Here is a 23,278-nt window from a genome sequence, read left to right on the forward strand (position 1 = left end):
CGGCGTCGGTCACCTCTGATACCGAGCTTTCCGCATCGGTGTTCCGCAGGGCAGAGACGAAAGTCCCGGCCCCGATGGGCCTGTGGCACCTAACTCGAACGCCTCACGTTTCCGGTGTTCCTCAGACAGAGGGGGAGTCACACAGTGGCGCTGCGGAGGTCTCCAGGACCTCCGAAACCGGGCGCCGCGGCACCGCGGGCAACGCCACGTCGCTGTCCGACCACCCGATTCGGATGATGGCTTGCGGGTAGGCGGTACCGTCCAGCACTCCGGCACGAATGCGATGACGCAGTTCGGGGACCTCGAGCGCTTCGGTCAACAGGCACGTCGACAAACCGATATTCGTAGCGGTCAGCAGCACCGCGCTGAGCGCCTCACCCGCCTGCAGGCGAGACAGCCGACTGTCGCTGACAGTACCGAGCACCAGCAACTCCGCGTAGTCCGGTTCTCGCGAGGTATCCACCAGACGGGGGGAGGCGAAGATCCGGCTCGGGATGGCCCGCCCCCGGCGTGCCCGGGGCGTACTCGCGGACGGAACACCGTCCGAACCGCCTTGTCGGCCACTCCATTCGGCGAGTTCGAGTGCGTATTCGTGGTCTCCGGCATGTCGCCGAGCCGCGTCGTACATCGTCTCGACCAATGTACGACGAGATTCGTACGCGGCCTGGCGCACCGAGGCGCCATTGGCCGCGGCGCGTTCGGTCATCAACCCGAGGTAGCCCTGCGGAATGGGCTCGGAGGTGAAACTCCGTCTATCGGTTCGTCGTCGGGTGATCGCCGCACCGAGCGCGATATCGGTCATCGTCGGCCTGTATCGAACCAGTTCGACGGTGGCGAGGTGGTCGGGCCGGTGTGGATCGGGCATCCGGTCCACGACGGTCGACCATCCGAGCGAGGCGAAAGCGATGCGTAAGTGATGCAGCACCGCCCCGCAACTCAACAGCAGGTCGCGCTGATCGGGGTCTGTCACACGCAGCGCGCGCGCCGGGTCGGAATACAGGCGCAGGCCGCGGTCGACGATACGAAAGCGCCACGGCTGGGTGTTGTGCACCGATGGCGCGCGCACCGCGAGCGTGAGGGCGGTTTCGATGATTTCCACATCGGGCAGTCCGTACCGCATCCTGCGTTGTCCTTTCCTTCCTTTCGAGCTTCTGGAATTCACGCTGCCACCGCGGTCCGCTCCCGGTTAGGGGAAGATGTACCCGCACCGGAGGACCTACGGCGATACCTTCCGCTCGAGGCCCTCGGTTCTCGACCGAGTTCGACACAGCCGCGCCACGAGACGCGTTGTTCTGTGCCTGCCTTTGGTCCTCCTCACCGGGGCACTGCGCCCCTAACGCGCGATCGACGCCGAACGCGACACTCGGAAGTGAAACGCTGTCGCGGAGAATCGTCTGCCGCAGCGGCCGAAAGGACTCTCAATGACCGTGTCAAGCCGCAGCGGCCACCGGAGCCGGGTTGCCGACGCTGAATTCACGACCGTCACGCAGCAACGCCCACAACACATCGACCAGCCGCCGGGCCAGAGCTAGAAGGGCCTGGGTATGTATCTGCCGTTCACCGCGTTTTCGGTCGTAGAACCGCCGCGACGGCCCGTTCTCGTAGCGCAAGCTCGACAGGGCGGCCATGTAGAAGACACGCCGCATGCGCCGGTTGTAGCGCTTCGGACGGTGCAGGTTGCCCGAAACTCGACCGGAATCGCGCGGGACCGGGACCAAACCGGCGTAGGACGCCAAACGTCCGGCGCTGGCGAAATTGGCCAGGTCACCACCGGTGCCAACGAGGAACTCAGCACCCAAACCCGGTCCCATCCCGGGCAGCGACTCGATGATGTGCGCCCACGGGTGTTCCCGGAAACGTGCGGTGATGAGCTTGTCGGTGTCCTTGATCTCGCGATCGAGGTCCAGCAGCTTTCGGGCGATACGTTTGACCAGCATCGCGGTATCGGCCTCGCCCGGCAGGGCCAGGCTTTGGCGCCCGGCGGCATCGACCGCAGCGGCCGCGGCCTTGACGATGCCGGGCTTCCATGCCCCGTTGTCGGTCAAATATGTTGTGACACCGTCGATTCCGGCGGCGCAAATCTCCGCAGGCGTGCACATTCCGGCGACCAGTATCAACGGGGTCCGGTTCGAGAAATCGAACGCTGCCTCCAACGTCGGGAAGATCGACCCGAGCAGAGCCCGCAATCGGTTGATCCCGGCGACCCAGTCGCTCATGAGGTCGGTGCGGTAGCTGGTCAGCTGGGTCAACCCGACCACCAGCTCGTCGGGCATCGTGACCTGCCCCAGATCGCGGCGCATGCGGGCGGTCTCGGCGATCACCTTCGCGTCCTTGGCGTCGGTTTTCCCTTCGCCGCGGAATCCGTGGGCCATCGTATTGACCACCCGGCCCGGCACATACGTCACCGCTTGATCAGCGGCCAACAAGACCGTGATCAGCAGCAACGCCATCGGACTGGTCAGATCGATCGCCCACCGCACCTGTTGCGCGGCCTGGCCGGCGCGGGCGATCAACGTCTCGATCGAGGCTTGGTCGTTGCCGAATTTCTGGCTGAACACCGTCTTGCCGGTCTCGTCGACCGCGCACGCGTGATGCGCTTGCTTGCCGACGTCGATCCCGACCCACATCTGAGGGCGAGTAGTCACCCGCGTGCTCCTGACTCGAAAACGGTTACGCCCGTGGACAACCCCGCCGACAGATCCCTAAACAGCGACGACCCGCAACAAGCTCTCAATCAGCGGTCGGAGTGTCCAGCGCGGTGGGGCAGCCAGTCCTTTGAAGCCAAACCAACGGCAAGCAACCATCAGCTACACCCCACCGCTCTGGGCATCCAGGGCACCAACCCCAGACACCTACAAACTTAGGGAGTGATCATGTCGACGCTGGCTCAACGGCGAACCGATCGTGGTTTCCGTACCGCACTCGCGAGCGTCGCGGCCTTCGTGGCCATCTGGGCGTACGCCGGTGCGGTGGGTCTCGCCTCCGGCGCGGGAGCGGATCTCGGCTCCGAGACAACCGCCCGGCTGCCGTTCCACAGCCCGGGCATCGCCGCCATGCTGTTGGCACTCGTGGTCGGAATCCCCATGACGGTCAGCGCGGTGGCGGCTTTGCGCTCGTGGAAGGGCGTTGTCACGCTGTGCGGAGGTAGCGGTCTGCTCTTGTTCGCCTGGGTCACCATCCAGCCGATCGTCATCGGCCGCTCGCTCTGGCAGCAACCCGTACTCGGCCTGCTCGGATCGGCGATGTGCGTGCTGGCGTACGGACTGTGGCGACACCGTCACCACGCGACCGGCCGAGCATCGCGTGCTGCGGCTGTATCTCCACGGATGGTCCTCGGCACCTGATCTGTGACCACTACGGCGGCTCGATCGGCACCTGTCCCAGCAAACAATGGAAGGCAATTATCGTGAATTGGCCCCTCGCAGTAGTGATCGTCGCCGTCGTCTTCGCCGTGATGGTCATCATCACCACGTACCTGTCGACGAGAAAACCGTGAAACCACACCGCGCCGCCCGACAACGGCCGCCTCATCCAGGACACACGATGACAGGGAGCCGGAATGACCGCTCCTGACGAGACCACTGTCCGCGCAGTCCTCGCGCGCGCGAACCGAGCGCCCTCATTACACAACAGCCAGCCCTGGCAATGGCGCTGGAACGGCGTCCGCTTGGCCTTGGCCGTCGACGCCGAACGACTTCTGCCTGTCACCGATGCCTTCAACCGACAGGGCATCATCGGCTGTGGCGCCGTTCTGCACCACGCGGTCGCAGCGTGGAACGCGACCTGGTGGCGGCCACGACTCGAGCGCTTCCCGCAACCGGGCGACCGCACCCATCTGGCTTCGCTCGAATTCCACGGACGCCACGCCCCATCGGACACCGATTTCGAACTCGCCGCGGCGATCGACACCCGATACTCGGACCGCGCGCCTTACGGCCCCACAGAACGATGGCCCGACCTCGCACCGGTCTTGGGGGAGGTGTGCCGTCAGCACGACACTCGCCTGGTGCCGATCGATGACCGGACACGGGCCACACTCGGCAAGATCTCGTGGAGTGCCTCGGCATTGCGGCGTCGAGACCCCCACTATCAATCCGAGCTCGCCTGGTGGCTCGGCGGCGCCGGTCCGTACGCGGGTGTCCCCGCCTCGGCCCTGCCGCCTCGCGAGGACCCTGCCCGTGTCCCGGCCAACCGCGAATTCCTCACCGGCACAGCAGACCAAGGGGTGGAGCACAACGACCAGGCACGGATCATCGCACTCGTCAGCCACGACGACGCCGTCGAATCGTTGTTGGTTTGCGGTGAGGCGTTATCGGCGGTGCTCCTGGAGTGCACCAAGTATGGCCTGTCGACCTGCGTGATGAGCCATCTCACGGAAATGCCCGCGACGCGCGCGCGGGTTATCGAGGCGATGGGTGAGTCCCACCCCCAGATCTTCGTGCGTCTGGGTCGCGCCACCGCGCCGAAACCGCCGCGCACACCCCGACGACCAGTCGATGAAGTCCTGATCATCGGGTGAGGACAGGCTATGTGTTCGGCGAGACCGTGCAGCGAGTGGGGCCACTCAGTTCCCTGCCGACTCCGTACCTTTGTCGCCTCGACACGAACACCCAGCACAGCCCAGACGTCCCGAACCGCGGTCACCGCGCGCCCGAAACCGAGCACCGACCAGCGATCCGACGGCGGGCTATATCGCGCCCCTGTCTCCTCGCCCTATAGTGGTGTCATGCCGGACACTGGGGCCCAGCGGTCTGGTTCGAGATCGAATGGCCGGATCGCTGTCACCGAGACACTGTCGCAACTGCGACTCCACGAGTTACTTCTCGAAGTGCAAGACAGGATCGCCCAGATCGTCGATGTTCGCGACCGGATGGATCGACTGATCGAAGCCATGCTGGTGGTGACCGCCGGACTGGATCTCGACAACACCCTGCGCGCCATCGTGCACTCTGCCATCGAACTTGTCGACGCGGGCTACGGCGCACTCGGCGTCCGCGACAGCGACGGTAAACAGCTCGCCGAATTCGTATACGAGGGCATCGATGACCGCACACGGGTCACCATCGGCGACCTGCCGCGCGGACACGGCGTTCTCGGCGTTCTGATCGAACACCCCGAGCCCATCCGCTTGGCCAACCTGTCCGACCATCCCTCCTCGGTCGGTTTCCCCGCGCACCATCCTCCGATGCACACCTTCCTCGGAGTGCCTGTCCAGGTCCGGGACGAGGTTTTCGGCAATCTCTACCTCACCGAGAAAGCCGGCGGTCTGGAATTCACCGATGACGACGAGGTCGTCGTCCAAGCGCTGGCCGCCGCCGCGGGTATCGCGATCGAGAACGCCCGACTGTATGAACTGAGCCGGGTACGGCAGCGTTGGCTGGAAGCGACCAGGGACGTCGCCACCGAACTACTCGGCAACGGTGAGTCCACCGAAGTCCTCGAGGTCATCGTCGAGCGCACGCTGGAACTCACCGATTCCGCCGTCGCGTTCGTCGCCAGACCCGAAGACGCCGACGTGCCCGCCGAGGAGACCGCGGAACTCATCGTGGTCGCCGCGGCGGGCGCTCGATCGGACACCCTGGTCACTCAGCGTATCCCCGTGGACAAGTCACATTCCGGCGATGTTTTCAAGACGGGGCGAATGGTTTCGGTCGAGAAGTTGGCCTACAACCCGTTCGGCGACGACACAGACGAATACGGTCCCGCGCTGATCCTGCCGTTACGAGCGGGGAACTCGGTCATCGGCGTGCTCACCGCGCTGCGTCCCGTGGGCGCGCAGCCGCTGGACGCCGCCGCACAGCAGATGATCGGCGTTATCGCGGATCAGGCCGCACTCGCCCTCCGCCTGGCTGACACACAGGCTCGCGTGCGCGAACTGGATGTCCTGTCCGACCGTGACCGTATCGCGCGTGATCTGCACGATCACGTCATCCAGCGACTGTTCAGCGTCGGCTTGTCCCTGCAGGGCACCGCCCAGCGAATAAAATCTCCGGAGGTCAAGTCCCGGCTCACAGCGACGATCGAAGACGTCCAGACAATCGTCCAGGACATCCGACATTCGATCTTCGACCTGCACAGCAACAACGCGGCCGACTCGTCGAGCTATCGCAAACACCTACACGGCATCATCGTCGACACGACCGCTGATTCCGGTCTGCGCACCACCATTCGACTGGCCGGACCCGTCACCGTTCTGGAACCCCCGTTGTCCGACGACGTCGAGGCTGTCCTGCGCGAAGCCGTGTGCAATGTGGTCCGTCACGCGCGCGCGACCACCCTGTCGGTGGAATTGCGTATCCGCGACGACGTCACCATAGAGATCACCGACAACGGCAAGGGGATCAGCGAGAGCGATACCCGAAGGAGCGGCCTGGCCAATCTTGCTACCCGCGCGGAGAACGAGGGAGGCACCTTCAGCATCGCTCCGAACCCTGGCGGAGGCACGATCCTGCGCTGGTCTGCTCCCCTGCCCTAACCGTTCGAGGTGCCCCCGTCGCCGGACTGCTCGGCAGCGGCAAGGAGACGCACGGCTCGCACCGCCCCATCACACGCCTGCGGGAGTACTCCCAACAGCCGATCGGTCACGTCCAACTCACGTTGGTAGAGCAGACCGTAGGTGAAACTGGGCTCCTCGGCCTTCTCTGCGTCCCGGCTGATCTGCAACAGGTGCCGCTTGGCGACCACTGCGTCGTGATGCTCGCCGAGCGCGTCTTGCAGCGACTCCAATGCAGCCATCGCTCGCTCTCGTTCCGGCTCGCACGGACCGATCGACTCGATGTAATACCGCAACCTTCTGACGGCTTTGCGGACGGAATGGACGGTGGCGTCGCGCGAATCCTCGCCCAGCGCCAGCGCCACGGCCCGCATCCGGTCCTGCACACGTTCGACGAGATCGGCGAGTAGCACGTCGGGGCGATCCACGGACGCCCATCCGGCCGTGCCGCCGCGTAGTTCATCGATCTGCGAGTCGAGGTCGGTCAGAACGGCGAGGTAGCGTCTCGAGCCCAACAAGGCCCGGCCCTCGTTCCTTGCCTGTTCGATGTTGTAGTCGAAATACTGTTCGACTCGCTCGCGCACCGGACCGCGAAGATACCGAGCGCGCAACGCTCCGGCGCTCGACCGCAGGCGCACGGCCTGGACATCCAGATCGTGTGCCGCACCGAGTGCGAGCCCGAACCAGCGCAGATCCTCGATCAATCGACGTAGTTCGCGGTGATGATCGCGCGCGGCGCGATGAGCGGCAACCGCACTGCGGGCCCGCCGCGCCGCGACGATGATCGCTGGAATCGCCTCGGCATCTCCACTACGCGCGGCGATCTCCCCCTCGACGATGATGTCGCGCTGTGCGCACAGGTAATCCGCCAACACCGCGGCGTTGGACATCCTCACCGAATCGATGTCGAAGGCGCCGGCTGTTGATGAATCCGTGTTCAGGGTCTGTTCGCGCGTCATGGTGCCACCTCACGTGGAATTTCGGTCGTTTGCTCCACACTTGCGCAGGAACAACCTGTCCCGACAGGGCCGTTGGTCGCAGAACCGCGAGTCCTCCGGCCGGTACATCTGCCCGGCCAGGACCCTGGCTCCGGCGATCGATCACGCCTTGGGCATGGAATCAACCACGCGAACTTTATTGACATATGTCGAATATGTAGCAGATCGCCACCACTGCGGCGCACGAGTGCCCGTGCGACGTGACCGATGCCCGATCTCGCGGTTCACGCCGACCTGCCTCGTGTGCGGAGCCGGAACAGCGAGTCGCTCAATCTCTGTGCTGGTCGATTCGAAACACCGGATAGTTAGCGGCGATCCGCTCGAAGTCGGCCGAAGGGGAGTTCCTGTCGACCGGGATATGAGGACGCGCGCCGGGCGCAACCTTCAAGTACTTGCGCAGAACAGGTGCACGCCGATCGGGTTCGACCTCCACGAGGTGGACCGGGTCTTCGGTGCCGTGACGCAGCACGGCACGGCCATCGGCCGCGGCGACATTGCGCACCCAGTTCGCGTTGTTTCCCAGCATCGAAACGAGGTAGTCATGACCGTCGAACTCCGCGATAACGACAGGGAACCAGATCACACGACCGGTGCGTCGCCCGCGCACTCCTAGAGCTGCGACCCGCCGCGGCGCGACTCCCACCGCGAAAAGCCTTGCCGACAAACGATTCTGGATCCGAGCGAACAGGTTGGGCCTACCGCCGCGGTACAGCCACCGCAGGTAGCTGTCATATCCCCACATGATGTACTCCTTGGATGCGGACGTTGTCCACCACCGGAACTGGATCAGGACGCCACCGCTGTCGCCATCTCGTCGGCGCACGCACGCCGAGTGGATTCTGAACGCTTTCCGTCGGTGTACGACCGACCGCGGACCTACTGGGAGCGTATCCCGTGCCATCGTCCACAGCAGAAGCCGGAAGTCAGCGAATCCGGGGCTGAAGGCCTCTTCGTTCAGCACCCGATGCAATCGATGATCGACTCATGCGAATCGATGAAAAGGTGCAGATCCAGCACATCATCGAACGTCTTGTGAAACGTCACCCCATGGTCGGCCGACCGGTTGCGCTGCTGTCGACCTACGACCACTGCCTGCGGTCACGCCACAACGACGACCTCGGCACCAGCCCCGATGTCGTGCTCGCCTGCGCGGGTGACGTGCCGACGCTGGAAACTCTCGCCGCTGCCGCGATCCTGCGGGATCGCCTGCCCGATCTGCGTGTTCGCGTGGTCAACGTGGTCGACCTGATGCGGCTGCTGCCCGCCGACGAACATCCGCACGGCCTGCCCGACAGTGAATTCGACACACTCTTCACCACGAACCGCCCGGTGATCTTCGCGTTCCACGGGTACCCGTGGCTGATCCACCGGCTCACCTACCGCCGTACCAACCACTCCGAGATGCACGTGCGCGGATACAAGGAGAAGGGCACCACCACAACACCTTTCGACATGGTGATGCTCAACGACCTGGACCGCTACCACTTGGTCATGGATGTCGTCGATCGCGTTCCCGGCCTGCGGGAGAAGGCAGCGGGACTGCGCCAGGAAATGGTCGACGCGCGCTGGAAGGCCAGGGCGTGGACTCGCGAACACGGCGCGGACATCCCTGTGGTCTCGCAGTGGCGCTGGCCCGACCCCGCATTGTGAGCGCATAGCAGGCAGGATGCTCCGGGAACTTGGACGAAATCCACCACGATCGCCCGCAACGATCCAGCATCGTCACCGTAGCGCTTCGTCGGTGACAGCTCCTCGGAGTCGCCGAGTTTGTGGCGTACGAAGAGACGGCTCGACGTGGGTCACCTTTCCCGTACCCATGACCTGTAGGAATCAGCGACGAACATCGGACCTCGTCGATATGGCGGGGTGCCGGTTGTGGCGAGGCCGCCGGCGACCGCCACGTTGCCCGATTGTGGACACGACTGTTTCGCTGCCGACACCACCGGAACCCGCACCGTCCAACTATGCTGCGTATCAACAGCTTTGCAGTTGAAGCGATCGCGAGCAGTTGTTGTCGGATTCTTCACCTGCTGTACCGAGTACCCCCGTAGGTATCGACCTAGGCTGTAACAGCTTGGTCGGCGCGCGCCCAGCCCGGGGACAATACCTTCTTGCTTTTCGGCGCCGCGAAGAATCATCCGTGTGCCGACGTCAGGCCTCGGTGAGGACCGTGCCAACTGACGAGCTGCTGCCGGGCACCCCGGACCGGACGAAGGAGATCAACGTGACCACCATCGACAGTATCGACGCCGACAAGGCTGTAGTAGTACACCTACTCGACGTAGAGCACACCGACGCGATTCTCGATCTCGACGACCGGATCCCTTCGGTAGCCGGTGTCTTTTGTTCAGCGACACAAGATGGAAAGGAATTGAAGACGGTCGCAGCCGCCGTTGGGAGAGGTGATCCGTCATGTGGTGCTGTCGGAGCGTTCATCGGTGACCGCCTCGTCGGGGTCGCAAGTTTCTTCCCAGGACGGGCAACCTCCACTGCGGAGGTCGCGCTGGTCACCATGCAAGCTCACCAGGACAGGGTGGCCGCAGAACTCATGGCCCGGCTGACTCGGTTAGCTCGTGAGCGCGGCATGCAGCGCTTCGTCCTCGACGTGGCACCGACCAACTCCGCGATGATGCGCTGGTTCATCGAGACTGGTTATCCTGTTGTGGCACATAAACACAACGACATGGCCCGGGTCGGTGTGCAGCTCTGAAGCCACGCTACCGAGCATCCTTCGAGAACCTGGTCAACGCGACGGATCCGGAGAGCCGTGGACAGCGGAGCATCACAGCTCCGGTAGGGCGATAATGATCGGCAGCATGGGGGCTTGGAGCGCGTTCGGACCGACCGAGCCGAGCGTCACAGCAGCGAAGCCTCCGCGCCCGCGGCGATCAACCACAGGTAGCTGGGCACGGTCGGACTCGCGGCGCACAAGCCCTCCGGGGGGGCGTTCTCATTCACGATTCGAGTGACTCGAACATCGGGGCACTTTCGGCGTAGCGGACGAGTGTCCGCAAAAGCGCAAGGCGCGCCTGCTCACCGGCTAATACTGCAACGGCACTCGGCGCTCAGGTAAGTGGATGTCCGCGTCGCCGGTAGTGGCTGAGGCGGGCTTGGTGCTGGCGTCGTCGTCGCCAGGTCGACCATGACCAGATGTGATCGGCGGCATGGCGTGGGGTGAGGACGAACGCGATGAGCAGGCGGCGGATCTCCGGTAGCGTGAGAGCGATCATGCCCTCGTCGAGGTCACTGGTTCCCCTTTGCAGCAAGGGTTTTCGACGCGGCGAGCCATGCCAGGGCGAGCATCGACAGGGTGATGTGGGCGTGCCAGGCCCGCCAGCTGCGGACTTGGTAGTGATCGAGTCCGGCTTCCCCTTTGGCCTGCTGGAACGCCTCTTCCACATGCCAGCGTGACCCGGCCGTCCAGGCCAGATCGACCAGCCGGGCGGTGGCGGGGCCGTAACAGATGTAGTAGGCGATCTCGAGTTCGCCTCTGCTGTTGGGTGTGAGCGAACGTCGCGCCAGCAGCCAGTGTCCTCGCCCGGCGGCCCAGGTGCCCTCGATTTGGCGGCGCGCCCAGTCGTATTCGCGCGGTCCGTGCGCGCCGGCGCCGACCGAGAGCCGCTGCCAGGTGCGGCCGCCGAACTCGGCGACCAGATCATCGGCGCGCGCGACACGGTCGGCGCGGGTGGCCATCTGGTGGTCGCAGCGGGTGGCCATCACGTAGAACACGTCGTGGTCTTCGCACCAGTCCCGTAGGTAACCGGCCTGCCCGTAGGCCTCATCGGCGGTGAACCACCCGAACGGCACCTTCGCGGCCAACGCGCGTTCGAGCATGGCGATCATCAGCCGGGGTTTGGTGGCGAACTCGACCTCGTCGGGAATCCCAGCGTCGCGGCAACGCTCGCGATCGCTGGTCCACGACTCGGGAACATAGAGTTCCCGATCGATCAGCGCGTGCCCCTGCTTCGACGCGTACGCCAGGAACACCCCGATCTGACAGTTCTCCGTACGCCCGGCTGTGCCCGAGTATTGGCGTTGCACCCCAGCAGATTTGGTGCCCTTCTTCAAGAACCCGGTCTCGTCACCGGCCAGCACAGCGTCAGGGTCGCCGAGGTGTTCGACCACGTAGTCCCGCACATCGTCACGCACCCCCTCGACATCCCAATCGGCTTTGCGCAGCAGCCGCTGCATCCCGTCCGGGCACCCCTCACCAGCGCGTTCGGCCAGAGTCCACCCGTTCTTGCGTTCCAAACCGGCCAGCAGGCCCGACACGTACTCCCGCGCCCGCTGCCGCGGCTCGGACCGCGCGAACCGGGAACCTATCCGAGACATCAACGAATCCAACTCGGCCACAACACGATCCAACACCACATGCCAGATCTACCAGCACACACTCAACCGAGTGCCGTTGCAGTACTAATCCAGAAGGGGACCTCTCGCGTTCCCGCTTGTTGAATCGAGCAGTCCACTTTCGCCGAACCACCTTCGATCGAGGTACCTGTCGGCGCGCCGACTCGTCACAGCCTCGAGACCGAACTAATTCTGCACCACGCGATTTCGCGGTTGCCGCACCAAACTACTATCGCCGGGCACGAAAGTGGCCTACGCGCGGCGACACCAACCGTGGACATCGGCACGAACCAATAGAGTTGAGCGCAATGGACTCAACTCCATTGGTCTTCACTCCAGTGCACAAGGCATTTTCAGGCCGGAAGGTCGTCAGCGGTGGCATTGGTCTCTGCTTTTGCTGACTGAATGCTCTTCGACGAGCCGGAGACAGCCCAGTACGAATAGGTATATCAACTAGGTAGGAAGGTGCTCGTGGACTCGTTCAATCCCACCACCAAGACCCAGGCGGCGCTGACCGCCGCACTGCAGTCGGCCTCGGCCGCGGGTAATCCGGAGATTCGTCCGGCGCACTTGCTGGTGGCGTTGCTGGATCAAACCGACGGTATCGCCGCTCCTTTGCTGAAGGCTGTCGGAACCGATCCGGCGACGGTACGACGCGAGGCACAAGAGATCGTCGACCGGCTGCCGCGCGCCACCGGCGCGACCACGACCCCGCAGCTCGGACGCGAGGCGCTGGCGGCGATCACCGCCGCTCAGCGTTTGGCGACCGAACTCGGTGACGAATACGTCTCCACCGAACACGTCCTGGTCGGATTGGCGCAGGGCGATTCGGACGTGACCATGCTGTTGACGAAGTACGGCGCGACCCCCGACGGGCTGCGTGAGGCGTTCACCACCGTGCGCGGTAGCGCCAGGGTCACCAGCCCCGATCCCGAGGGCAGCTATCAGGCGCTGGAGAAGTACTCCACCGATCTGACCGAGGCGGCGCGGGCGGGCGAACTCGATCCGGTGATCGGGCGCGACACCGAGATCCGCCGCGTGGTGCAGGTGCTGAGCCGTCGGACCAAGAACAATCCGGTGTTGATCGGTGAACCCGGTGTCGGCAAGACCGCGATCGTGGAGGGTTTGGCCCAGCGCATCATCGCCGGTGACGTGCCGGAGTCGCTGCGCGGCAAATCCGTGGTCTCCCTCGACCTGGCCGCCATGGTGGCGGGCGCGAAATATCGCGGTGAGTTCGAGGAGCGGCTCAAGGCCGTGCTCGAGGACATCAAGAACAGCGCGGGACAGGTCATCACCTTCATCGATGAGCTGCACACCATCGTCGGCGCGGGCGCGACCGGTGAATCGGCGATGGACGCGGGCAACATGATCAAGCCGATGCTGGCCAGGGGTGAGTTGCGCCTGGTCGGCGCGACCACCCTCGAGGAATACCGCAAGTTCATCGAGAAGGACGCCGCCCTGGAACGCCGTTTCCAGCAGGTGCTCGTCGGTGAGCCCTCGGTGGCCGACACCATCGCCATCCTGCGCGGCATCAAGGAACGCTACGAGGTGCACCACGGTGTGCGCATCACCGATTCGGCGTTGGTCGCGGCGGCGGCGTTGTCGGATCGCTACATCACCTCCCGGTTCCTGCCGGACAAGGCGATCGACCTGGTCGACGAATCGGCGTCGCGGCTGCGCATGGAGATCGACTCCCGTCCCGTCGAGATCGACGAGGTCGAGCGCGCGGTGCGCAGGCTCGAGATCGAAGAGGTCGCGCTGAGCAAGGAGACCGACGAGGCGTCCAAGGCGCGGCTGGAGAAACTGCGCCAGGAACTCGCCGACGACAGGGAGAAACTGAACCAGCTCACGACCAGGTGGCAGAACGAGAAGAACGCCATCGACGGGGTCCGCGTCCTGAAGGAGGAACTGGAATCGCTGCGCGGGGAATCCGAGCGGGCCGAACGCGACGGTGATCTCGGCCGGGCCGCGGAATTGCGTTACGGCCGGATCCCGGCACTGGAGAAGAATCTGGCACAGGCCGAGCAGGTCTCCAAATCGGCCGCCGACGGTTCGGTCATGCTCAAGGAGGAGGTCGGCCCCGACGATATCGCCGAGGTGGTCTCCGCGTGGACCGGCGTCCCGGTCGGGCGGCTGCTCGAGGGCGAGACCCGGAAACTGCTGCGCATGGAGCAGGAACTGGGTCAGCGGGTCGTCGGTCAAATGGAGGCCGTCACAGCTGTCTCCGACGCGGTGCGCAGAGCGCGCGCCGGGGTCGCCGACCCGAACCGTCCGACCGGCTCGTTCATGTTCGTCGGCCCGACCGGCGTCGGTAAGACGGAACTGGCCAAGGCCCTGGCGGACTTCCTGTTCGACGACGAACGCGCCATGGTCCGCATCGATATGAGCGAGTACAGCGAGAAGCACGCGGTGGCCCGCCTGGTCGGCGCGCCCCCCGGGTATATCGGCTACGACCAGGGCGGTCAACTCACCGAAGCGGTGCGGCGGCGGCCGTACTCGGTGGTGCTCTTCGACGAGATCGAGAAGGCCCATCCCGATGTCTTCGACATCCTGCTCGCCGTCCTCGACGAAGGCCGCCTCACCGACGGTCAGGGGCGGACGGTCGATTTCCGCAACGCCATCCTCATCCTGACCTCGAACCTGGGTGCCGGCGGCGACCAGGAATTCGTCATGAACGCGGTGCGCTCGGCGTTCAAACCGGAATTCCTCAACCGGCTCGACGACGTGGTCATGTTCCACGCGCTCGACGAGGAACAACTCCAACACATCGTCGACATCCAACTCGCCCAACTCCAGAAACGGCTCGCCCAACGCAGGCTCACCCTCGACGTCGGCGATTCGGCCAGATCCTGGCTCGCGGTGCGGGGCTACGACCCGGCCTACGGCGCCAGACCGCTACGCAGACTGATCCAGCAGTCCATCGGCGACACCCTCGCCAAAGCACTACTGGCCGGAAAGATCATCGACGGCGACACCGTGAAGGTGAACGAGGACGGCGATTCGCTCACTGTCAGCACATGAGCCGACCGTGCGGCACCTGCCCGTCGATGGCGAACAGCACTTTCACGCCGGTCGCCATCGACAGCACTGCGAATGTTCGAAACACGGATGCGCTGAAAGGTCCGCAGCGCAGCGTGGACGCTCGGCGATGCACCCCCGGTCAACCGACAACAACCGCGTTCACGTCAAGTAGACGAAGATCGAGACCGAGACAGCGGCATCGTGCCAGAACAGCAGGGTGATCGGATAGGCGGCGACGGCGACGAGCGCGCCGATGAGGAGTCCGGTGACCGTCTCGCGCCAGAGAATTCGTTTGATACCGACCCCCACCGACAGGCCGCGGATGACGAGCGCCTCTGTCTGGGTGCCCACCGCGTCCGCCAAGTAGACGATCGCGGGTATGAAGAAGCCGAGGAGGACTTGGCGCTCCAGTTGGCTTTGGAAGGCGTCCACCAGTCCTGCGGCCAACATGGATCCGATCAAGCCGACCAGGAGCCATGGGAGGCGGGGTCACTCACCGGCGAACGGTAGCGCGGTTTCACCGTATCACCACGACAGCCTCTGCCCCGATCTCGCGTCTCGAATCGGTACGCGGCGGTAGACAGGCAGCTCAGGTCAGCTGCGGCACTCATAGTCACCGGCCTTGGACCCTGTTTCCGAGGTCGGAGTCCTCTACGTGCGAAGCCGTGGGGTCCGACACACTTCGAACATGACGCAGACCAGACGCCTCGCTCCCCAGGCAGATGATCCTGCGGCACCGCTGGGCGTGCCTGCGATCCTTCTCGCCCTGACGATGCTCTTCACCCCCTTGGTCATCAGCAGCAGGATCTCCGGGTGGTCGGCGGACTACGGGCCGTTGCTGTATGTGGTCCTCATCCTCTACCTCGCGGCGGCATCGCGGCTCCTGTGCTGGGGCGTCGCAGTCCGCAAGCGCCGCCGTCGCTGATCGAGCAGCGACGACCATGGTCAACGCCACTACGGCCCAAGTGCCCTTCCTTGATATCGACAGTCGGACGGACCGTATCGGTATGAAGAAAACCACGGCATGCGCGATCGGCCTCGGCACCTACCTCGCTGGTTTGGCAGTGGGCTACCAGGTACTGCTTCGCGACCGATGCCTCAACTGGGGCACCACGCCCGACGAAGCGACACGGACGATGCCCGGCGACGACTTGCTCCCCATACCCGACATCGTCGCTACCAGGGCCGTCACCGTCCAGGCCCCGCCCTCCGCGATATGGCCTTGGCTCGTACAAATGGGGCCCGGCCGTGGCGGCGCCTACACCTATGACTGGATCGAAAACCTGCTCGGACTCGACATGCACAGCGCCGATGAAATTCTGCCCCAATTCCAAGACCTCGCCGTCGGAGACACACTCAGCCTGGGGACCAGCGGGCCGACAATGCGCGTCACCGAACTGGAGCCCGAACGCACCCTCGTGTTCCGCTCGACCGACGGAAACTGGATCTGGGCATTCGGGCTGTACCCCGGCGTCAGCGGCACCCGGTTGATCAGCCGCAATCGCATCGTGACACCCACCGCCTCCGCGCCCGTCCGACTGTTGAATCGCGTGATCATGGAACCGGGGAGCTGGGTCATGGAGCGAAAGATGTTGTTGGGCATCGCACGACGCGCCGAACAGAAGAGCACGGCTTTACCGGCCGCACCGCTGGCCCGGATCTGATTCCTTCGATTCCCGCACTCTTGAAAGGTACTCACCATGGACCACCATCCCGACACCCCACCACAACACGAGCAGGGATCAGTGGTGGTCGGCGTAAACGGCTCTCGCGGCAGCGATCTGGCTGTTCGCTGGGCCGCCGAGACTGCGGCACAGCGCCGTCGCCCCTTGCGGATCGTGCACGGTATCGATCTCCTGACGCTGAGTTCCTCGGTGGAAAGCCACGACGTCATCACACCCGCGATCATCGACGCGGTCCGCGAGCATGCGAGGGCGGTCCTCGACAAAGCGGCGGTATCGGCGCGCGAAATCGCCCCCGAGCTGGAAATAGAAACCGAGATCTCCGACGACTCACCCACTCGTCTGCTGATCGACTATTCGAAAACTGCCTGGATGGTGGTCCTGGGCGTCACAGTCGACACAGGGACCTTCGCGCACCTCGGCTCGACGCTGCTCGCGGTAACCAGCCACGGTCACGGTCCGACCGTGGTCGTCCGTGCTTCGGGCACCGACCAGGGTGTTCGCCGCGACGGCCCCGTCGTGGTCGGCATCGACGGGAGCCCCTCGAGCGAAGCCGCCATCGCGGCGGCATTCTCGGAGGCCTCCGAACGCCGAACAGAATTGGTCGCCGTGCACTCCTGGAGCGATTGGGATGCCGGTGAGTTCGCGGGCAAGAAGGCCCTGTCCATCGACGCGAACCAACTGGAGACCGCGGAGTCCGCGATCCTCGCCGAACGCCTGGCCGGGTGGCAGGAGAAGTACCCCGATGTCGCCGTCACCCGCAAGGTTTATCTGGCCGGGCCTACCGAGCAGCTGACCCGCTGGTCGATCAGAGCACAACTGATAGTGGTCGGCAGCCGCGGCCGCGGCGGGTTCGCAGGTCTGTTGTTCGGATCCACCAGCAACTTTCTGGTCCAGCACGCGCACTGCCCCGTGCTGATCACCCATGAACGGCGAGCATGAACCGCTGACCGCCACGAACGGAGCAAACTGCCCGACCGCGCGAGGCTGACCCCGCCCTGGCGAATCCCACGTCGAGGTCACGGCGAACCCGGCGATTCCTGCGGGTTCCCGCGGGTTCGACAGCGGCCTCAGGATGGTTCGAGCGGGCGGGTGACCAGTTCTCCGTCCAACTCGTCCAACCAGCCTCGAATTGCGGCCATGGCGTAGCGGAATCCGTTCAGGTGACGGCGATTCAGGTATCCGTGCCAGGTATGTGGCACCACGGAGTACGTCATCGGGACGCCGGCGGCGGCGAGTTCGGCGGCGAAGGCCTCACCCGAGGCACGCAAAGTATCGTGATCGGCGTCGAGCAGCAGAGCAGGCGGCAGGCCGGTCAGCTCGCCACCCCCGGGAAAAGCACCACTGCTCAGCAGACTCTCGTCCCCGACATAGTTGAGGCTCATCCGATGAACGGCGGGCGGAGTCAACTGCCGGTATCCGGCGAGCCCACGTACGCTGGCGCGCACCGATTCCGATAGCGGCGGCAGCTCGGCGTGGTAGACGCCGTAGCAGAGCAGCAACCCGGCCGGGTCAGGCAGCCGCTGCGCGGCGGTGACAGCCAGGCAGGCGCCGGCGCTGGCACCCCCGAGCACGATCCGGCCGCCTTCCTGCGCCAGAGAGCGACCTGCGTCGACCACGTCGTCCAGCCCAGCGGGGTAGTGATTCAGCGAGGGGTTGGCGGTCGACGAATGCCCCCACGGGAATCGGGGCGCGAGCCGGTAGTCCACGGTGCGCACCCGGCGCCCAGACGAGGCGATGCCCAACGCGACCGAATGGGATTCCGACTGTTCCAGGTTTCCGGAGACGAATCCGCCTCCATGGAGCCACAGCACCGCCGGCGAGCCCTCCCGGGATTGTGCGGGGTGGTAGTCGCGAATGGGGATCGCGCCGCCCCACCTTCTCGGCAGTGTTCGATCGAGCGTGCGAACCGGCATATCAACGTGGTCGTCCCGACGAGCGACAGCGCAACCGTCGGCGATCGGCGTCGACGGATCATGACGTTCGGACATGGCAGCTCCTGTAGTCCGTGACCGGGAACCGGTTCGGCACGGTGACGGTTGCGTCGTGTGCCCTACCCCGCCATACGGTACTTATCGAACAGTCGACGCCGTCCTCCGAGCAACCTGGACTATTGCGAGTGGCAGCGAAATAGCCCGCACCAGGTATGGACGACAATAGGCATCTTCGGGTGCGGCCCCCTCGGCGGGATGCGCACGATCACCCGAGTTGTTCCCGGAGCGCAGTCTGCAATCTCGATCGGATCCACAACTGCACCAGGCACATTCGGTAAACGCACCATTGGTCGCACCCCAGAACCGGCCAGGGGCCTTCGACCTTTCGGCCACCAACCAATTCCCGTAGGCGGGCGGCGGGTCGAGAGCGCACCGTAGAGGTCTATCACCAGCCGAAAAGGGAGATACCACTATGCCCTACACGGGTCTACCCGCAATTGCCGTCCGAACTCGGCGACATCGACCTACCCGGACACCGTGGTACCGCGCCCTGCGCAGCACCGCACGTCCATCCGAGGCTTCCCCGGCGCGCCCGACTCTCGGTCCGCGCCATTCATCGCAGGCGATTGTTTCGCAGCTCGAGCGATTGAACTCACCTGGCGTAATCGAGTGAGCATGCCCGATCCCGGTCAGCTCCATCCCGACATCCGAGGAGCCGAACAGACCGAGACCGAATCCTGCGGAAGGCCCCCGTCCAACTCCTCATTCGCGCAGCTCATCGAGCTCATTGCCACTCCGACATGTACCCACCTGCGGTGAACACGACTCTGCTGCCCTTCGTGGTCGTGGTCGCTGTGATGTTCGCGGTCAATCTGTTGCCTGCATTCGGTCCACCGAACTCGTTGGTCCTTGTGTTGTTCCGATTGAACTGGCACCTCGACCCGATCGCGCTCGTCATCCTCGGCGCCCTGAGTTCGGGCGCTGGTCGATATCTTCTCGCCGTCGCGACCAACCGCGTCCGCGACCATCTGGGGCCGCACCGCAAAGCCAGTCTGCAAGCCGCGAACAACTATCTGACAGGTCATCGCGGACGCTCGTCCGCCGGGCTTGGGTTGTTCCTGCTCTCCCCCCTGCCGTCCGCGCAGATGTTCGAAGCGGCCGGACTGATGGGCGTTCGCCTTGTTCCGATAACAGTTGCGCACGTGCTGGGAAGACTGGTCAGCTTCTCCGTATACATGGCCGCAGCAGGCGTCGCCGAGCGAAATCTCGGTGCGACGCTTATTGCTTCAGTTACTTCGCCCTACGGAATCACAATTCAGATCGTCCTGATCGCTGCTGTCGTGATGCTCGCCCGCATCGACTGGAACTCATACCTGCCGGATAGGAAGTGAGGTGGGATCCCGCAACTGATGGTGGTCCTCACGACACACCGTGCCGACGGCGCGATCGAACTCGACGGCGGGGGCGGTATCGTCGCGGCCTGTCACGGCCGGTGTGTGGACAGGGTGTGTCGCAATCGGAGTGGTCGATGTCGTGATCGCCCACCCCGTTCACCAGGCGGATATCGCGCACCTTGCCGCCCGCCTCGATGCCGGCGGGGCTGCCTTTCACTCGGAGCGACTTGACGACCGTGTCGGGACAGAGCGGCAGCGAGTCGCTCGTGGGAATCCTTCGAGTGGGTCGACGATCAAGCGGCGGAGAGGAATTCGACAAGGATGCGGTTGACTTCGTCCGGCCGCTCGAGATAACCGTAGTGTCCGCAACGCTCGATCTCGGCGTAACGGGCGTTCGGGATAGCCTCGGCGACCTCGCGGCAGAACCGCGGCGGCACCATCCGGTCGTCGCCGAACCCGATGACCAGGCTGGGCACCGTGATCCGGCGGTAGGCCTCGCGCCGGTCCTGCGAACGGTCCATCCCGAGCTGGGCGCGGGTGCCCGGAGTACCTTTGCCCGAGGTGAATTCGAAGATGTCGAGCCATTCCTGCGCCTTGGCCGGGTCGGCCAGGGTGTGCGGTGACAGGTTGAGTATCGCCTTGATCGCGGCCGAGTACTCCGGCGGCAGCTGGATTCCCTTGTCGAACAACGCCTGTTCGCCTCGATTGAGTGTGCTAGACATCGGGTCCGGACGCGCGGTGGCGGCGAACATGATGGCCTTGCCCAGCAATTCGGGGCGGGCCAGCGCCAGTTCGGCGACCACCCGCGAGCCCATCGACGTGCCGACCACGTGGGCGGGCGCGCCCAGGCGTTCGATCAGGGCGGCGGTATCGCCGACGAGGTCGGTCATGGTGATGCCCGCCGCCGATTCCGAGGACGGCGAGATCCCGCGGTTGTCGACCGTGACGACTTTGAACCCCGCCTTGACCAGGGCGGGCACCTGATAGGTGCGCCAGATACGGCCGGGACTGCCGCTACCCATCACGAGCAGGACCAGTGGTCCCGAACCAGTGACGTCGTAATTGAGCTGGATGCCATTGAGCGAGGCGAGGGGCATATCTCTCCTGTTATCCTGTTTGCTAAAGTTAGAAAATAGCTTACCGCCACAGCAGGAAGGGGTTCGCCACGGTGCCAGGACTGAGCAGGCCGTTATACCAGATGAAGGCCGACTTCTTCAAAACCCTCGGCCATCCGATCCGCATCCGGGTGCTGGAGCTGCTCAGCGAGCGCGAATACGCGGTCTCGGAGATGCTGCCCGAGGTCGGCGTGGAGGCGGCGAACCTGTCTCAGCAGCTGGCGATCCTGCGCCGGGCCGGCCTGGTCACGGCGCGGCGCGAAGGCCTGTCGGTGACCTACGAACTCACCTCGCCACAGGTGAAGGAGCTTCTGATCGTGGCCCGCGCGATTCTCACCGGCGTCGTCGCAGGACAAGCCGAGCTACTAGACCCCGCCTGACCCCACCGAACAGCCCCGAATCTCCAATGCCCACTAGTTGCATACTTTCTAAATTAGACACCTAACAAGGTGAGAAGGAGAGCGCCCGTGATCACGAGCTCCGCACCGACGACAGTCCTCACCGACCACCCGGCCATCCTCGCCTGGGTCGAGGAGATCGCCGAACTCACCGCCCCCGACCGCGTCATCTGGTGCGACGGGTCACGCGCGGAATGGGACCGCCTCACCGACGAACTCGTCGAGAAGGGCACCTTCGTCCGGGTCACCGGCAAACCGAACTCCTTCTGGTGCGTCTCGGCCCCCGACGACGTCGCCAGGGTCGAAGACCGCACGTTCATCTGCTCCGAGGACCCCGCCGACGCGGGCCCGACCAACAACTGGGTCGACCCGCTCGACATGCGCACGGTGCTGACCGAGCACTTCCGCGGCGCGATGGTCGGCCGCACGATGTACGTGATCGGCTTCTGCATGGGCCCGCTCGATGCCGCCGAGCCGAAGTTCGGTGTGCAGATCACCGATTCGCCGTATGTGGCGGTTTCGATGCGGATCATGACCCGTTCCGGTGCACCCGTCTGGGAAAAGCTCACGGGCACCACCGAATTCGTGCAGTGCCTGCATTCGGTCGGCGCACCATTGGGCGTGGGCCAGGCCGACGTGCCGTGGCCGTGTGACCGCACCAAGTACATCGCGCACTTCCCCGAGTCGCCCGCAATCTGGAGTTACGGCTCCGGCTACGGCGGCAATGCCCTGCTCGGCAAGAAGTGCTTCGCGCTGCGGATCGCCTCGGTACTCGGCCGCGACGAGGGGTGGCTGGCCGAGCACATGCTGATTCTGAAACTCATCTCGCCGCAAGGCAAGACGCACTATGTGGCGGCCGCGTTCCCGTCCTCGTGCGGCAAGACCAATCTGGCGATGCTCGAGCCCGCGCTGCCGGGCTGGCAGGCCGAGACCATCGGCGACGACATCGCCTGGATGCGTTTCGGTGCCGACGGCAGGCTCTACGCGGTGAACCCGGAGGCCGGGTTCTTCGGTGTCGCGCCGGGCACCAATGCGCGCACCAATCCCAACGCGATCGCCACCATAGACCGTGGCAACTCGATCTTCACCAACACCGCGTTCACCGACGACGGCGATGTGTGGTGGGAGAGCCTGACGAAGGAGCCGCCCGCGCACCTCACCGATTGGCACGGCAACGACTGGACACCCGAATCGGGCACCCCTGCCGCACACCCGAATGCGCGCTACTGCACGCCGATCGAGCAGTGCCCCTCGGTCGCGCCGGAGTGGAACGACCCGACCGGGGTACCGATCTCGGCGATCTTCTTCGGTGGCCGCCGGGCAAGCACGGTGCCGCTGGTGACCGAGACATTCGACTGGGCACACGGGGTGTTCACCGCGTCGGTGCTGTCCTCGGAGACCACCGCCGCGGCGACCGGCACGGTCGGCGTCGTCCGCCGTGATCCGATGGCCATGCTGCCGTTCCTCGGGTACCACGTGGGCGACTACTTCGCGCACTGGCTGTGGCTCGGCGCGCAGGCAGACCCCACGAAGTTGCCGAAGATATTCCAGGTCAACTGGTTCCGCCGCGACGCCGACGGCACCTTCCTGTGGCCCGGCTTCGGTGACAACGTGCGCGTGCTGAAGTGGGCGCTGCAACGCCTCGACGGCACCGCCGACGGCGAGTGGACACCGATCGGCTATGTCCCCACCGCCGACGCGATCGACCTGACCGGCCTCGACGACGCCGATCGCGCACTGGTCGAGCAGGCACTGACCGTCGACACCGCAGAATGGGTCGCCGAAACCCAGTCCATCGACGAATGGTTCGCCCGCATCGGTGGCAATCGGCTACCGGAGGAGCTGCGTGAGCAACTCGCCGCACTGAAGTTGCGCCTGTTCGGCAACCGCTGA

The 23,278-nt window shown here is 64.9% G+C and carries 19 protein-coding genes and 3 pseudogenes; 12 read left to right on the forward strand and 10 right to left on the reverse strand.

The window, feature by feature from the left end; translation table 11 throughout:
- Positions 1-121: 121 nt before the first annotated feature.
- Both OG225_RS18470 and OG225_RS18475 read right to left on the reverse strand, forming a co-directional pair.
- Positions 122-1,120: an Acg family FMN-binding oxidoreductase gene (locus tag OG225_RS18470; RefSeq protein WP_405182806.1), complete on the reverse strand. Its 999-nt coding sequence runs from the start codon at positions 1,118-1,120 to the stop codon at positions 122-124.
- Positions 1,121-1,430: 310 nt separating this feature from the next.
- Positions 1,431-2,645: an IS110 family transposase gene (locus tag OG225_RS18475; RefSeq protein WP_405179552.1), complete on the reverse strand. Its 1,215-nt coding sequence runs from the start codon at positions 2,643-2,645 to the stop codon at positions 1,431-1,433.
- Positions 2,646-2,873: 228 nt separating this feature from the next.
- Here OG225_RS18475 and OG225_RS18480 point away from each other — a divergent pair, with 228 nt between their 5' ends.
- The 3 genes from OG225_RS18480 (at position 2,874) to OG225_RS18490 (ending at position 6,475) form a co-directional block, all read left to right on the forward strand.
- Positions 2,874-3,344: a hypothetical protein gene (locus OG225_RS18480; protein ID WP_405182807.1), complete on the forward strand. Its 471-nt coding sequence runs from the start codon at positions 2,874-2,876 to the stop codon at positions 3,342-3,344.
- Between the two features lie 215 nt (positions 3,345-3,559).
- Complete coding sequence (locus OG225_RS18485; protein ID WP_405182808.1) at positions 3,560-4,519, forward strand: Acg family FMN-binding oxidoreductase; 960 nt, start codon at positions 3,560-3,562, stop codon at positions 4,517-4,519.
- A gap of 207 nt (positions 4,520-4,726) precedes the next feature.
- Complete coding sequence (locus OG225_RS18490) at positions 4,727-6,475, forward strand: GAF domain-containing protein (protein ID WP_405182809.1); 1,749 nt, start codon at positions 4,727-4,729, stop codon at positions 6,473-6,475.
- On the opposite strand, the gene OG225_RS18495 is transcribed toward OG225_RS18490, so the two are convergent.
- Together OG225_RS18495 and OG225_RS18500 are read right to left on the reverse strand one after the other, a co-directional pair.
- The gene (locus OG225_RS18495; RefSeq protein ID WP_405182810.1) at positions 6,472-7,452 is read right to left on the reverse strand and encodes a CHAD domain-containing protein; all 981 of its coding nucleotides are present in this window, start codon (positions 7,450-7,452) and stop codon (positions 6,472-6,474) included. The genes OG225_RS18490 and OG225_RS18495 overlap by 4 nt on opposite strands.
- Positions 7,453-7,759: 307 nt before the next feature.
- Positions 7,760-8,461, reverse strand: coding sequence for a hypothetical protein (locus OG225_RS18500; protein WP_405182811.1), 702 nt, complete (start codon positions 8,459-8,461; stop codon positions 7,760-7,762).
- A 98-nt stretch (positions 8,462-8,559) separates the two neighbouring features.
- On the opposite strand from OG225_RS18500, the pseudogene OG225_RS18505 reads away from it, so the two are divergent.
- Positions 8,560-9,141 (forward strand): annotated as a pseudogene (locus tag OG225_RS18505) (phosphoketolase); the annotation flags it as partial.
- A gap of 574 nt (positions 9,142-9,715) precedes the next feature.
- Entirely contained in the window at positions 9,716-10,201 is a 486-nt protein-coding gene (locus OG225_RS18510; RefSeq protein ID WP_405182812.1) for a GNAT family N-acetyltransferase, read from the forward strand.
- Between the two features lie 355 nt (positions 10,202-10,556).
- Here the strand turns inward: OG225_RS18510 and OG225_RS18515 are convergent, their stop codons facing one another.
- Positions 10,557-10,721, reverse strand: a complete 165-nt coding sequence (locus OG225_RS18515; protein ID WP_405178874.1) for a hypothetical protein — start codon at positions 10,719-10,721, stop codon at positions 10,557-10,559.
- Positions 10,722-10,743: 22 nt separating this feature from the next.
- Positions 10,744-11,862, reverse strand: a pseudogene (locus tag OG225_RS18520) (IS701 family transposase); the annotation flags it as partial.
- 450 nt (positions 11,863-12,312) lie between these two features.
- Between OG225_RS18520 and clpB the strand changes: the two are divergent.
- On the forward strand, positions 12,313-14,862 hold the full coding sequence (gene clpB, locus OG225_RS18525; protein ID WP_405182813.1) for an ATP-dependent chaperone ClpB: 2,550 nt from the start codon (positions 12,313-12,315) through the stop codon (positions 14,860-14,862).
- Positions 14,863-15,021: 159 nt separating this feature from the next.
- On the opposite strand, the gene OG225_RS18530 is transcribed toward clpB, so the two are convergent.
- The gene (locus tag OG225_RS18530) at positions 15,022-15,312 is read right to left on the reverse strand and encodes a magnesium transporter (protein WP_405182814.1); all 291 of its coding nucleotides are present in this window, start codon (positions 15,310-15,312) and stop codon (positions 15,022-15,024) included.
- A gap of 238 nt (positions 15,313-15,550) precedes the next feature.
- On the opposite strand from OG225_RS18530, the gene OG225_RS18535 reads away from it, so the two are divergent.
- The 3 genes from OG225_RS18535 (at position 15,551) to OG225_RS18545 (ending at position 17,486) form a co-directional block, all read left to right on the forward strand.
- The gene (locus OG225_RS18535; RefSeq protein WP_405182815.1) at positions 15,551-15,787 is read left to right on the forward strand and encodes a hypothetical protein; all 237 of its coding nucleotides are present in this window, start codon (positions 15,551-15,553) and stop codon (positions 15,785-15,787) included.
- Positions 15,788-15,869: 82 nt separating this feature from the next.
- On the forward strand, positions 15,870-16,526 hold the full coding sequence (locus tag OG225_RS18540; protein WP_405182816.1) for an SRPBCC family protein: 657 nt from the start codon (positions 15,870-15,872) through the stop codon (positions 16,524-16,526).
- A 36-nt stretch (positions 16,527-16,562) separates the two neighbouring features.
- On the forward strand, positions 16,563-17,486 hold the full coding sequence (locus tag OG225_RS18545) for a universal stress protein (RefSeq protein ID WP_405182817.1): 924 nt from the start codon (positions 16,563-16,565) through the stop codon (positions 17,484-17,486).
- Between the two features lie 128 nt (positions 17,487-17,614).
- Here the strand turns inward: OG225_RS18545 and OG225_RS18550 are convergent, their stop codons facing one another.
- Positions 17,615-18,535, reverse strand: coding sequence for an alpha/beta hydrolase (locus OG225_RS18550; RefSeq protein WP_405182818.1), 921 nt, complete (start codon positions 18,533-18,535; stop codon positions 17,615-17,617).
- A 758-nt stretch (positions 18,536-19,293) separates the two neighbouring features.
- Here OG225_RS18550 and OG225_RS18555 point away from each other — a divergent pair.
- Positions 19,294-19,869 (forward strand): hypothetical protein, encoded by a 576-nt coding sequence (locus OG225_RS18555; protein WP_405182819.1) that lies wholly within the window; start codon positions 19,294-19,296, stop codon positions 19,867-19,869.
- 28 nt (positions 19,870-19,897) lie between these two features.
- Here the strand turns inward: OG225_RS18555 and OG225_RS18560 are convergent.
- A pseudogene (locus tag OG225_RS18560) lies at positions 19,898-20,110 on the reverse strand (PhnA domain-containing protein); the annotation flags it as partial.
- A 55-nt stretch (positions 20,111-20,165) separates the two neighbouring features.
- On the reverse strand, positions 20,166-20,969 hold the full coding sequence (locus OG225_RS18565; protein ID WP_405182820.1) for an alpha/beta fold hydrolase: 804 nt from the start codon (positions 20,967-20,969) through the stop codon (positions 20,166-20,168).
- 101 nt (positions 20,970-21,070) lie between these two features.
- Between OG225_RS18565 and OG225_RS18570 the strand changes: the two genes are divergently transcribed.
- Together OG225_RS18570 and OG225_RS18575 are read left to right on the forward strand one after the other, a co-directional pair.
- The gene (locus OG225_RS18570; RefSeq protein WP_357785689.1) at positions 21,071-21,367 is read left to right on the forward strand and encodes a metalloregulator ArsR/SmtB family transcription factor; all 297 of its coding nucleotides are present in this window, start codon (positions 21,071-21,073) and stop codon (positions 21,365-21,367) included.
- Between the two features lie 87 nt (positions 21,368-21,454).
- Positions 21,455-23,278 carry a phosphoenolpyruvate carboxykinase (GTP) gene (locus OG225_RS18575; protein WP_405182821.1) on the forward strand — a complete coding sequence of 608 codons (1,824 nt, stop codon included), beginning with the start codon at positions 21,455-21,457 and terminating at the stop codon, positions 23,276-23,278.

It is taken from the genome of Nocardia sp. NBC_01377 (genome assembly GCF_045040005.1).
GTDB classification, from domain to species: Bacteria; Actinomycetota; Actinomycetes; order Mycobacteriales; family Mycobacteriaceae; genus Nocardia; species Nocardia noduli.

Bases quoted from the DNA above. Each gene is read 5' to 3' on its own strand.
- OG225_RS18530 (WP_405182814.1), bottom strand. From the start codon at position 15,312: ATGTTGGCCGCAGGACTGGTGGACGCCTTCCAAAGCCAACTGGAGCGC.
- OG225_RS18480 (WP_405182807.1), top strand. From the start codon at position 2,874: ATGTCGACGCTGGCTCAACGGCGAACCGATCGTGGTTTCCGTACCGCA.
- OG225_RS18540 (WP_405182816.1), top strand. From the start codon at position 15,870: ATGAAGAAAACCACGGCATGCGCGATCGGCCTCGGCACCTACCTCGCT.
- OG225_RS18570 (WP_357785689.1), top strand. From the start codon at position 21,071: ATGAAGGCCGACTTCTTCAAAACCCTCGGCCATCCGATCCGCATCCGG.
- OG225_RS18535 (WP_405182815.1), top strand. From the start codon at position 15,551: ATGACGCAGACCAGACGCCTCGCTCCCCAGGCAGATGATCCTGCGGCA.
- OG225_RS18545 (WP_405182817.1), top strand. From the start codon at position 16,563: ATGGACCACCATCCCGACACCCCACCACAACACGAGCAGGGATCAGTG.
- OG225_RS18565 (WP_405182820.1), bottom strand. From the start codon at position 20,969: ATGCCCCTCGCCTCGCTCAATGGCATCCAGCTCAATTACGACGTCACT.
- OG225_RS18515 (WP_405178874.1), bottom strand. From the start codon at position 10,721: ATGATCGCTCTCACGCTACCGGAGATCCGCCGCCTGCTCATCGCGTTC.
- OG225_RS18550 (WP_405182818.1), bottom strand. From the start codon at position 18,535: ATGTCCGAACGTCATGATCCGTCGACGCCGATCGCCGACGGTTGCGCT.
- OG225_RS18490 (WP_405182809.1), top strand. From the start codon at position 4,727: ATGCCGGACACTGGGGCCCAGCGGTCTGGTTCGAGATCGAATGGCCGG.
- OG225_RS18485 (WP_405182808.1), top strand. From the start codon at position 3,560: ATGACCGCTCCTGACGAGACCACTGTCCGCGCAGTCCTCGCGCGCGCG.
- OG225_RS18470 (WP_405182806.1), bottom strand. From the start codon at position 1,120: ATGCGGTACGGACTGCCCGATGTGGAAATCATCGAAACCGCCCTCACG.
- OG225_RS18495 (WP_405182810.1), bottom strand. From the start codon at position 7,452: ATGACGCGCGAACAGACCCTGAACACGGATTCATCAACAGCCGGCGCC.